The 11,581-nt window shown below is 69.8% G+C and carries 7 protein-coding genes; 3 read left to right on the top strand and 4 right to left on the bottom strand.

The annotated features are described in order from the left end of the window. Nucleotides 1-89: 89 nt before the first annotated feature. The gene (locus tag KCG34_RS22340; protein ID WP_211937801.1) at nt 90-2,123 is read left to right on the top strand and encodes an ATP-binding protein; all 2,034 of its coding nucleotides are present in this window, start codon (nt 90-92) and stop codon (nt 2,121-2,123) included. Nucleotides 2,124-2,141: 18 nt separating this feature from the next. Here the strand turns inward: KCG34_RS22340 and KCG34_RS22335 are convergent, their stop codons facing one another. Next, entirely contained in the window at nt 2,142-2,693 is a 552-nt protein-coding gene (locus KCG34_RS22335) for a hypothetical protein (protein WP_211937800.1), read from the bottom strand. A 333-nt stretch (nt 2,694-3,026) separates the two neighbouring features. Between KCG34_RS22335 and KCG34_RS22330 the strand changes: the two genes are divergently transcribed. Both KCG34_RS22330 and KCG34_RS22325 read left to right on the top strand, forming a co-directional pair. Beyond that, nucleotides 3,027-4,925 carry a winged helix-turn-helix domain-containing protein gene (locus KCG34_RS22330; RefSeq protein ID WP_211937799.1) on the top strand — a complete coding sequence of 633 codons (1,899 nt, stop codon included), beginning with the start codon at nt 3,027-3,029 and terminating at the stop codon, nt 4,923-4,925. Between the two features lie 53 nt (nt 4,926-4,978). Further along, a complete protein-coding gene (locus KCG34_RS22325) occupies nt 4,979-7,882 on the top strand; it encodes a TonB-dependent receptor domain-containing protein (protein ID WP_211937798.1) in 2,904 nt (967 codons plus the stop codon). A gap of 11 nt (nt 7,883-7,893) precedes the next feature. Here KCG34_RS22325 and murG read toward each other — a convergent pair whose 3' ends face one another. From murG to murD, 3 genes are read right to left on the bottom strand one after another with little or no spacing between them, the layout of a single operon-like run. Next, nucleotides 7,894-8,994, bottom strand: a complete 1,101-nt coding sequence (murG, locus tag KCG34_RS22320) for an undecaprenyldiphospho-muramoylpentapeptide beta-N-acetylglucosaminyltransferase (RefSeq protein ID WP_211937797.1) — start codon at nt 8,992-8,994, stop codon at nt 7,894-7,896. Continuing rightward, nucleotides 8,991-10,166, bottom strand: coding sequence for a peptidoglycan glycosyltransferase FtsW (locus KCG34_RS22315; RefSeq protein ID WP_211937796.1), 1,176 nt, complete (start codon nt 10,164-10,166; stop codon nt 8,991-8,993). Before KCG34_RS22315 ends, murG begins: the two co-directional genes overlap by 4 nt. Continuing rightward, nucleotides 10,163-11,578, bottom strand: a complete 1,416-nt coding sequence (gene murD / locus KCG34_RS22310) for a UDP-N-acetylmuramoyl-L-alanine--D-glutamate ligase (protein ID WP_211937795.1) — start codon at nt 11,576-11,578, stop codon at nt 10,163-10,165. Before murD ends, KCG34_RS22315 begins: the two co-directional genes overlap by 4 nt. Nucleotides 11,579-11,581 lie beyond the last annotated feature (3 nt).

Raw genomic sequence — 11,581 nt, 5'->3', positions numbered from 1 at the left:
CCGAACATCGTTCAACTAACAGAAGTCGCAATCCTTCAGGCGCAACCCGGGACATGCAGACGACGCCGAAACCAGAGCCGAAGCCGCGATTGTTCGATCGCGGACTGTCGCTGGCCGTGGGCCTGGCGGCGCTGGTGTTCTTTGGCGGCCTGATCGGCCTCGGGGCCAATGTCGACCGGCTGGCGCGGCATCGCGAAGAGACCCAGGCGGTCAACGCCCTGAAAGGGCGGATGCAGGAGGTCGGCGACCAGGTGGTCGGCAACGCCGACTGGGACGATGCGGTGGCTCATGCCAGCAACATCCTGGACATGCCCTGGATCTCCGAGAACATCGGCTTCTTCTTCTCCCAGCCGAGCCGGTTCCAGTTCGTCTATCTGATCGCCCCCGATGGGCGGCGGGTGTTCGGCATGGACCACGGCAAGGCGGCCGATCCCGCCCACTTCGCGCCTCTGGACGCCGCCGCCGCGCCGCTGATCGCCGACATCCGCGTGCAGGAAGCCCGCCGCGGCCCCTTCGCCGGCCATTCCAAGGACGGGCGGATGCTGTCGCGGCCGATCCTGGCCCATGACGTAGTCCGCTTCGAGGGCCAGTTGTTCATCCTGACGGCGACCCTGATCCAGCCGGACTTCGGCACCGCGATCCCCGGTCCGCGCGCCTCGATCATCGTCACCGGCAAGCCGGTGGACGCGGCCTTCATGGACAGCCTGGCCCAGCGGCTGCTCCTGGACCATGTGCGCCTGGTCGGGCCCGAGGACACCGCCAAGGCCTATATCGACCTGGACAATCGGGGCGGCGAGCGCTTCGCCCGGATCGCCTGGAATCCGCAGCAGCCCGGCGGCGACGTGATCTCCATCGCCCTGTTGCCGATCCTGGTCGGGGTCGGCGCGCCCCTGCTCCTCTACCTGCGCGGCAAGCGCACCGCCCGTCGGCTGGAGGCCACGCTCGAAGACCTTGGCCGGGCGCGCGACGAGGCCGACGCCGCCAACCGGCACAAGACCACCTTCCTCGCCACCATGAGCCACGAAATCCGGACGCCCCTGAACGGGGTGCTGGCCATGGCCCAGGTGATGGACCTCAATCCCCTGTCCCCTGAGCAGCGCCAGCGCCTGTCAGTGATCAGCCACTCCAGCGAAACCTTGCTGACCATCGTCAACGACATTCTGGACCTGTCCAAGATCGAGGCCGGCAAGCTGGATCTGGATGAGCGGCCGTTCGACATCGGCGCCCTGGCCCAGGCGCTGCAGGGCCTCTATGCGCCCATGGCGGCGGAGAAGGGCCTGGGCTTTGCGGTCGAAGTCGCGGACGAGGCCCGCGGCCGCTGGAAAGGCGATCCCGACCGGCTGCGTCAGGTGGTGGCCAACCTGGTCTCCAATGCGCTGAAATTCACCGAGGCCGGCGAGATCGCCGTCCTGGTATGCCGCTCGGAAACAGGCGGCCTGCGGGTCGAGGTGCGCGACACCGGCATCGGCATATCGACGGAAAAGCTGGACGTGATCTTCGACAAGTTCAGCCAGGCGGAAAGCTCGACCGCCCGCCGGTTCGGCGGCACCGGCCTTGGCCTGGCCATCGGCCGCCAGCTGGTCGAGGCGATGGGCGGGCGCATGTGGGTGACCAGCGCGCTGGGCTGCGGCTCGATCTTCGCCTTCGAGGTCCCCCTGGCGAAGCTGGGCGAGGCGGTCGAGGACGAGGCTCGCGCCGCCCAGGCCGCCAGCGCGCCCTCGGGCCAGATCCGGATCCTGGCCGCCGACGACAACGAGACCAACCGCCAGGTGCTGGCGGCGATCCTGGAGCCGCTGGAGGTCGGGCTGGACCTCTGCGAGGACGGCGCCCAGGCCCTGGCCGCCTGGCGCGGCGGCGGCTACGACCTCATCCTGATGGACATCCAGATGCCGGGCATGGACGGCCTGGACGCCACCCGCGCGATCCGCGAGATCGAGGGGCGGGACGGTCGGCCCCGCACCCCGATCATCGCCCTGACCGCCAACGCCATGACCCACCAGCTCGCCGAATACCGCGCCGCCGGCATGGACGACTGTGTCGCCAAGCCGATCCGGATCGCCGAGCTGCACGAGGCCATGGTGCGGGTGCTGGCGGCGGCCGAGGCCGCGGCCGAGGCCGCCTGACGCCCGCTCGAACCGCCGTCAGTTGACGTTGATCCGATTACCGGTGACCTGCCCGGCGACGTGCTGCAGCAGGGCCCCCGTGGTCGGATTGTAGGCGTCGATGGTGAAGGGACCAGAGAAGTAGTCCGCGTGGACGTCCAGGTTGACCGTCTCCTTGATGTTCACCTTGGCGTTCAGATGTCCGGTCGCATCATAGCTCAGGGCCCAGTGGTTGAGCTTGTAGCTGTACTGACCGGTCTGGGCCCACACGCCCAGGCAGTAGTTCTGAGTCGCCGGCGCCCGCGCTCCACTATTCATGAACTCGGTGCCGTCGCCGTGCCAGACCTGGTAGCCGAAGTCGATCATGTTGCCGCCGGCGAAGAACTTGACCCCCCACATGCCAGTGATCGGCGCATCGCCCAGGCTGACCTTGGTCAGCAGGGGATTGGCCTGGTCGCTGGACGTGGTCAGCCAGTTCGCCGGCTCCTTGAGCATGCTGTCGCCGCAGCCCGCATTGGCCGCCGAAGCGAACGCCGCAGTCGCCGCCAGGGCGGCCGCGCCGAGCAAAAAGCCTCGGAAAGTCTTAGTCATTTTCGAGTCTCCATCCTTATGTTTCGGGCGCCACCCCGTATCGCCGGCTGTGACGCCGGGCACAGGTTCGCGATCGCCGGTCGAGGCGCCGCTGGACAAACGAAGTCGATAGGGCACGGTGCGCGGGCGAGCTCGGCTCGACCGGGGCCTGCACATTCAGTAAGATGTCACCAAGACTAGGGCTTACGCTTACCTGTACGCGATAGCGCAGCCATAGAAGGAACGGCGTTTTCGATCCTTGGCGAAATCCTGAAGTTTTCCTGAATTTCGTCTTTAGCGCGCCCGCCGGAGCCCCAAGTCAGCCTGAGTTGAATACGCCGAGGGGGCGTTTTGATGGACGGGCTCGAATACAACATCGGGCGCTTCACCCTTCAGCCCTCGCGCCAGCTGCTGGACGCGGGCGTTCCGGTTCCACTGGGGCGCAAGGCGCTCGAGTTGCTCTCCGTCCTGGCCAAGGCCGAGGGCGCGCTGGTGACGAAGGACGAACTGATGGCCGCCGTCTGGCCCAAGACGGTGGTCGAGGACAATGCGCTCCAGGTCCACATCGTCGCGCTGCGAAAGGCGCTCGGCCAGGATGCGCCGCTGCTCAGCACCGTCCATGGCCTGGGCTACCGGCTGACCCCCTCGCCCCGGCCGCAACCGGGCGATGCGGCGGCGACCCCGCTGGTCAGGGCGGCCCTTTCGGCGGCCCCGTCACGCTGGAAGCCCATCCTTTCGGCCATCTTGCCGTTCGTCGCCCTGGCCACGGCCAGCATCTGGCAGGCGAAAGGCCGCCTGCCGTGGGCTCCCCCGCCGCGCGAGGCCCGCGTGGCGGTCTTGCCGTTCGACGCGCCCGGAGCCGCCGGGGCTGCGCGGGGCCTGGCCGGCGGCCTGCCGGGCGCCATCGTCAGCGAGCTGTCCGACAATCAGGTTCCGGTGGTCTCCGCCGCCGACAGCCAGGCCCTGCGCGGCCCCGGCGGGGGGCAGACGATCGACCGGCTGGGCGTGGGGCTGCTGCTCGGCGGCGAGGTGCGGGATGACGGCGACGCCATCGTCGTCCGCGTCCATCTGGACGACACGCGCGAGCACCAGGTCATCTGGTCGGATGAGTTCCGAGGCGGCGCCGACGCCCCGGAGGCGCTTCAGGCCGACGTCGCCGCCCATGCCGCCGACGCCGCCCACTGGGCCAAGGTCGGGCGCTCGGGCAAGGTCAAGCTGGATGCGGCCAGCCTCGCCGCCTTCATCGCCGGGCGCGAGAGCACCACCGGCATCCGCAAGTTCGACCAGACGGCGGCGCTGGCCGACTACCAGAAGGTCGTCGCCGCTGCGCCGGACTTTTCCTGGGGCCATTCGGCCGTGGCCGTGGCCGACGCTTTCATCCAGGCCGGCCCGGAATCACAGGCCGACGTGCAACGCGAGGCCAAGCGCGCCCTCGCGCTCGACCCGCACAACGGCGAGGCCTATGTGGCGCTCGAACTGGCCTTGCCGCGGCGCGCATTGCAGCAGCGCGAGGCCCTGCTGATCAAGGGCGCCGCCGCCGACCCCAGCTTCGAGCCCGCCGCCCTGATGGAGGGCCGCCTGAGATCCATCGTCGGCCGCGGCCATGACGCTCTGGCCTGGCTGCAGCGCGCTCACGACCTCGACCCGCTGCACAACAACGCCACCTCGTCCCTAGCCCTGGCCCTGGCGGCCGAGGGCGAGCCGGCGGAGGCCCAGGCGGTGGTCAAGCAGATGCAGGCCCAGTGGCCGGAGCAATACGGCACCAAGGACGCCCGGTTCTGGACCAGCGTGATCGACGGCGACACACCCGCCGCCCTGGCTCAACTGACGGACCCGGCGACCCGGCCCCAAGGCATGGACCAGAACGCCCTGGCCGCCTGGCGCGCCACACTCCTGTCCAAGGCCTCCAGCAGCCGGGCGGCGAGGGCCAAGGCCGCACAGGCGGTGACCGCCGCAGCCGCGGCTGGCTCGCTGGACGCTGGCGAGGCCGCAACCCTCCTCACCATGCTGGGCGACCTCGACGGCGCCTTCTCCCAGGCTTCGCACTATCGGCTCGGCGATCCCTACACGCCACCGTATCTGTTCCTGCCACCGACCCGCGCCATGCGGGCGGACCCGAGGTTCATGCTGCTGGCGGCCAGGCTCGGCCTGGTCGACTACTGGCGCGCCACCGGCGCCTGGCCGGACTTCTGCGAGGAGCCGGGCCTGCCCTATGACTGCCGCCGCGAGGCGGCGAAGGCCGCCGCAGCGTGAGGCGCCTCCTGCGCCGCTCAACCCTGGGATTCTGCCTCGGCCTGACGACTTTCGTGGCTGCTGCAAGATCGCAGGACGCCGCTGGCGCCGACACGGCGGCGGCGCAGCCGTCCCACGAGATCGTCGTCACCGGTTCGCGCATTCGCCAGCCCCCGCTCGCCGGCGTGAGCGCCATTGGGCGGCTGAGCAGCCAGGACCTCGAATTCCGGGGGACGATGCGGGTCGAGGATGCGATCAACCGCCTGCCCCAGACCTTCGCCGACCAGACCTCGCACGTCGGCCTGAACCCGACGGGTACGGCGACGGTGAACCTGCGCGCCCTGGGGCCACAGCGCACCCTGGTGCTGATCGACGGCAAGCGGCTGATGCCCGGCGATCCGACCGGGGGATCCGTCGCCCCCGACCTGAACTTCATTCCCGACGCCCTGGTGGACCGGATCGAGATCGTCACCGGCGGCGCCTCGGCCGTCTATGGATCGGACGCCGTCGCCGGGGTGGTCAATTTCGTGCTGAAGAAGGATTTCAGCGGCCTGATGGTGGACGTCCAGGCCGGGGCCGACAATCACCACAACCAGGAGGCCCAGATCCAATCCGCCGTCGCCGCGGCGGGATACGTTCTGCCGCCGGCGAATGTCACCGACGGCTACGGCGCCGAGGTCACGCTGGTCGCCGGCGCGAAATCCCCGGACGGCAGGGGCGACGTCACCCTCTATGGCGGCTATCGCTACACCCAGCCGGTGATGAACGGCGCGCGCGATTTCAGCGCCTGCCCGCTGGGCGCCGTCGGCGGGACACTGTCCTGCTTCGGCTCCACCCATGCGCCGGCGCTGGCGCGTTTCGTGGTGCTGGACCCGGCGACCTCCGGCTTCGTGCAGGACCTGACCTTGGACCCCGGCGGGCCGAGCGGCGCCCTGCGTCCGTTCGATGCGCCTCGGGACGCCTACAACTACGCCCCGTTCGAATATTTCCAGCGTCCCGAGGATCGGTACACGGCCGGCGCCTTTGGCGAATACCAGGTGACGCCGGCGCTGGAAGTCTACGCTTCCGGCATGTTCATGTACGACAGCACCGTGGCCGAGCTGGCGCCCAGCGGCCTGTTCGTCCAGCCTTTTTCGATCGCCTGCAGCAATCCCATGCTGTCGGCCGCCGAGGTGCAGGCCTTCTGCGCCGACGCCCATGTTCCGCCGGGCGGCAGCGCGCTCCTGGTCATCGGGCGCCGCGACACCGAGGCCGGCGCCCGCCAGAGCACGCTGACGCACCAGGACTATCGCCTGATCATCGGTGCGCGCGGCGACCTGCGCGGCTGGGACTATGACCTGTCGGCCATGCGTTCGGCCGTGGCGACGGGGCAGACCGACACCCACGACATTTCGTTGAGGCGCGCCGCCGACGCGCTCAACGTGGTGCGCAATGCGTCCGGCGCCCTGGTCTGCGCCTCGGGCGGCCCGGGCTGCGTTCCCTACGACATCTTCCAGGTCGGCGGGGTGACCAAGGCTGCGCTCGCCTATCTGGGACAGCCGGACAGGGCCAAGGGGACCACGGGCGAGACGGTGCTGAGCGCCAGCGTCTCCAGCCAACTGGAGCGGTTCGGACTGAAGTCGCCCTGGGCGGCGCAGGGTCTCAGCGTGGCGTTCGGCGCCGAATATCGGCGCGAGAGCCTGTCGTTTTCACCCGACGCCGAACTGGCCAGCGGCGACCTGGCCGGCCAGGGCGGCGTCCCGCTGACGCCGGTCCGCGGGGCGTTCCACACAACCGACCTGTTCGGCGAGGCGCGCGCCCCCCTGGCCCAGAATCGCGGCCTGCTGCTGCGCGATCTGACCCTGGAGCTGGGCTATCGTTATTCGTGGTACGGCGACTTGGGGAGCTCGGGGACCTACAAGGCCGGCGGCCTTTGGTCGCCGGTCGAGGGGCTGAGCGTTCGCGCCAGCCTCAACCATGCGGTCCGGGCGCCCAACGCCGTCGAGCTGTTCACGCCGCAATCCCTCGATCGGATGGGGTTCGACGTGGACCCTTGCGCCGGGGCCAGCCCGATCGGCTCGGCGGCCGATTGCGCACGCACCGGCGTCAGCGCGGCCCAATACGGTCACATCGTGGCCAGCTCGGAGGGCTATAACAGCCTGGACGGCGGCAATGCGAACCTGCGTCCTGAAACAGCGGACACAGGTACGATCGGCATAGTGGTCGCCCCGCGCGGGGTCGACGGCCTGGTCGCGACCATCGACTATTACGACATCCGCATCCGCGACGGCATCAGCCAGGTCCCCCCTGGCTTCGTCATCGAGCAGTGCCTGGCCACCGGCGATCCGGTCTATTGCAAGCAGATCCACCGCCAGCCCGGCACAGGCTCGCTCTGGCTCGGAGCGGACGGCTATGTGTCCGGCCTGACCCAGAACACCGCCTCCCTGCGGACCAACGGCCTGGACCTGGATCTGGACTACCGGCTCAGCCTGCCCCGCTGGCAGGGGCGGAGCCTCGGGTCGGCGATGTTCAAACTGGTGGGAACCTACGTCTTCGCCCTCTCCAACGTCACCTTCCGCGGCGCGGCCGGCTACGATTGCGCCGGCTATTTCGGCGTTGGCTGCAGCGGCCCGCTGCCGCATTGGCGTCATGTGTTCCGCGCGACCTGGGCTTCGCCCTGGGGCGTCGAGCTGTCCGCGGCCTGGCGATACATCGCTTCGGTCAGGAATGCGGCTTCGTCCAGCAACCCGGCCCTGGCCGCGCCCTACGAGGCGGCCGACGCCCGACTGGGCGCTCGCAGCTACATCGATCTGGGCCTGTCCTGGCGCATCGATCGCCGCCTCGAGTTCCGGGCCGGCTGCAACAATCTGTTCGATGTCGATCCGCCGGTGGTCGGCGGCTCCTTCCTCGCCGGCATCGGGGCCAACAGCAATTCCTATCCGAGCACCTATGACGGGCTGGGGCGAAACCTGTTCGCCGGCCTGACGGCGCGCTTCTGAGCTTCTCGCGCCTATCCCGCCGTGGCCTCCACCACGTCCGCCAGCCGCTCGGCCGCATCCGGCCGCGCCACCGACCGCGCGGCGGCGGCCATGCGCTCCAGCCGCGCCGGGTTGGTCAGCAGGGTCTCGAGCGCATTGGCCATCACGTCCACCGTCAGCACGTCCTCGCGGGCGATCTCGGCGCCGCCGGCCTCGGCCAGCAGGCGGGCGTTCTGGCCCTGGTCGTCGTCCAGGGCGATCTTCAGCGGCACCAGAATGGCGGGCTTGCCGGCCACGGCGAACTCGCAGACCGTCGAAGACCCGGCCCGCCCGACCACCAGGTGGGCGGCGCCCAGGCGCCCGGCCATGTCGCGGAAGAAAGGAGCGATCTCGGCCTCGACCAGGGCGTTGCGATAGGTCGCCCGGGCCTGGTCCATGGACTCGGCGCGGGTCTGCTGCTGGACGACCAGGCGCATCCGCAGGGACTCGGGCAGGCGCGCTATGGCCTGGGGCATGAGCTCGGAGAGCAGGCGCGCGCCCTGGCTGCCGCCGGTGATCAGAAGGCGGATCTGGTCGGTCGGCGCCTCATAGGGCTTGTCAGCCAGGGCCTGGATCTCGGGCCGGACGGGGTTGCCGACCACCTTGGCCCGGCGGCTGACCGCGGCCGGGGCCTTGAGCAGGGTCGGGAAGGCGCAGGCGACCGTGGTCACCCGCCCGGCCAGGAACTTGTTGGCCCGGCCGATCACCGCGTTCTGCTCGTGGATCACCGTGCGGCGACCGGTGGAGATGGCGGCCAGGAGGGCCGGCAGGGAGGGGTAGCCGCCGAAGCCGACCACCACGTCCGGGTCCAGCCGCTTGAACGCAGTCCGCGCCTGCATCACCCCGGTCATGATGGCCAGCGCGGCCCGCACCATGCCCATGGGATCGCCGGGCTTGTAGGTCGCGGCGGAAAGGCCGATGCGCTCCTCGGCCGGGAAATTGGAGGCGAAATTGGCCCCGCGCTCGTCGGTGCACAGCACCACCCGCCAGCCGCGGGCGATCAGGGCCTCGGCCAGGGCCTGGGCCGGGAACAGGTGCCCGCCGGTGCCGCCGGCGGCGACCACCGCGAGCTTGCCGTTGCTGCGACGGCTCACGCGAAGGCGCCGTTCGGGCCTTCGGTCGGGGTGTAGGCGCCCGGGCGCTTGCGCGTCAGGGCCAGCGCCATGCCCAAGGTCAGTCCCATGGCGAGCATCGACGAGCCTCCGTACGAAATGAACGGCAGCGTCATGCCCTTTGTCGGGATCAGGCGCAATTCCATGGCGATGTTGATGAACACCTGCTGGCCCATCAGCACGAACAGGCCGCCCGCCGCCACCTGGTCGAAGGTGTCGGCCAGCTTCATCGACTTGTAGAGGCCGCGCAGCACAATCACGGCGAAAAGCCCGATCAGGAACAGCGAGAAGACCAGGCCGAACTCCTCAGCGCCCCCGGCATAGGCGAAGTCGGTGTGCACGTCGGGCAGCTGGCGCTTAAGGACCGCCTCGCCCGGCCCCTGGCCGAACCAGCCGCCGGCGGCGATGGCCTCCAGCGCGTGGCGGATCTGGTTGGGGTCGGCCTGGGCGCCGGCGTGGTCGTGGGACAGGAAACTGTTCACCCGGCTGGAGACGTGGTCGAAGGCGAAATAGAGGCCCACCCCGCCTATGCCCGCCACGACCAGCAGGCCGATGATCCAGGCGAACGGCACCCCGGCCATGAAGAAGGCGGCCCCGAAGGCGATGGTGATCAGGATGGTCTGGCCGACGTCGGGCTGCAGCAGCAGCAGGAACACCGCCAGGCCATAGAGCACGAAGGCGATAGAGACGCCCGGCACCCCCTCGCCCTTCTGCCCTTCCGAGAACATCCAGGCGGCCAGGACGATCAGGGCCGGCTTCATGAACTCGGACGGCTGCAGGGTGAAGCCGCCGACCTCCAGCCAGCGCGTGGCGCCCTTGGCGTGGTGGCCCAAGAGCGGCAGGGCGATCATCACCGCGATCGAGGCGAGATAGATGAAGAAGGCCGCCCGCTTGACCCCCTTCGGGGTCATCATCGACACGGCCAGCAGCACCACGGCCCCGCCGATGGCGAAGATGCTCTGGCGCACGGCGAAATGGAACGGGTCGCCCAGGTTCAAGCGCTCGGCCGCCGCCGGGCTGTTGGCGAAGCTCAAGAGCACGCCGATGGCGATCAGGATCGCCGTCGCGCCCAAAAGGATATGGTCGGTGGTCCACCACCACACCCCCAGCCGCGACCGGTCGGAGCGGGCGAAGGCGTGGTGCTGGGGGTTCATGCGATGGCTCCCTTGGCGGGCTTGCGCATCAGGGCGGTGACGGCGTCACGGAAAGCGTCGCCGCGGACCTCGAAGTCGGGGAACTGGTCGAACGAGGCGCAGGCCGGCGACAAGAGCACGATGGCCTCGCCCCCGGCCGCGCGCGCGTCGGCGAAGGCGGCGGCGGTGGCGGTCATCAGGTCGCCGCTGATCTCGTAGGGCGCCTTGCCATTCAGCGTGCTGGCGAAGTCCTCGGCCGCTTCGCCGATCAGATAGGCCTTGGCCACACGGGGAAACAGGTCGTCCAGGTCCTTGATCCCGCCTGCCTTGGGCCGGCCGCCGGCGATCCAGTAGAAGCGCGGATAGCTGGACATGGCCTGGCGGGCGGCGTCGGCGTTGGTGGCCTTGCTGTCGTTGACGAAGCGGACCTGGCCGATCTGGCCGATGTTCTCCATCCGGTGGGCCAGGCCCGGGAAGGTCACAAGCCCTGTGGCCGCGTCCTCGACCGAGAGCCCCAGGCCGCGGGCGGCGGCATAGGCGGCCGAGGCGTTCTGCCAGTTGTGGCGGCCGGTGAGCGCCCGGGCGCGGTGCAGGTCGGCGACCTCGAGCACCCGGTCGCCCGTGGCGTCGTAGAGCACGCCGGCGATGGCATAGACCCCCCGACCCATGGAGCGCCCGGCCGAGATCGGCCAGATGGTGCGCCGGTTGGCGGCGGTGATCTCGGTGCAGATGCGCTGGCAATAGGGATCGTCGACCCCGATCACGGCCGTGTCGCCCTTGCCCTGGTTCAGCAGCACCCGCCGCTTGGCGGCGACATAGCCCTCCATGCCGCCATGCCGGTCCAGGTGGTCAGGGGTGATGTTGAGCAGGACCGCGACGTCCGGCTTCAGGCTCGAGGTCAGGTCCAGCTGGTAGGAGGAGATCTCCAGCACATAGACCGCCCCGCCGTGCATGTCCTCCAGGCCCAGCACGCCCACGCCGATATTGCCGCCGATGCGCACGTCGCGGCCGGCGGCGGCCAGGATGTGGCCGATCAGGGCGGTGGTGGTGGACTTGCCGTTGGTGCCGGTGATGGCCACCACCTTGGGCCGCTTGTGGTCCGGCGCGGCGTTGACCATGCGGGCGAAGAGCTCGATGTCGCCAAGGATCTCGACGCCTTCGGCCTTGGCCTTCTTCACCGTCCAGTGCGGCTCGGGATGGGTCAGCGGCACGCCCGGCGACAGCATCAGGGCCGCGATCTCCGACCAGTCTGCCGTATTCAGGTCTTCGAGGGTCAGGCCCTCCTTGGCCGCAGCCTCGCGGGCGGCGGGCTTGTCGTCCCACACCACCACCTCAGCCCCGCCGGCCTCCAGCGCCTTGGCGGCGGTGAGGCCCGAGCGGGCGAGGCCGAACACGGCGACCTTCTGGCCCTCGAAACACCGGACGGGGATCATCGC

The sequence above is a fragment of the Phenylobacterium montanum genome (assembly GCF_018135625.1).
GTDB classification, from domain to species: domain Bacteria; phylum Pseudomonadota; class Alphaproteobacteria; order Caulobacterales; family Caulobacteraceae; genus Poindextera; species Poindextera montana.
This window is presented reverse-complemented; position numbering and strand designations above follow the sequence as displayed.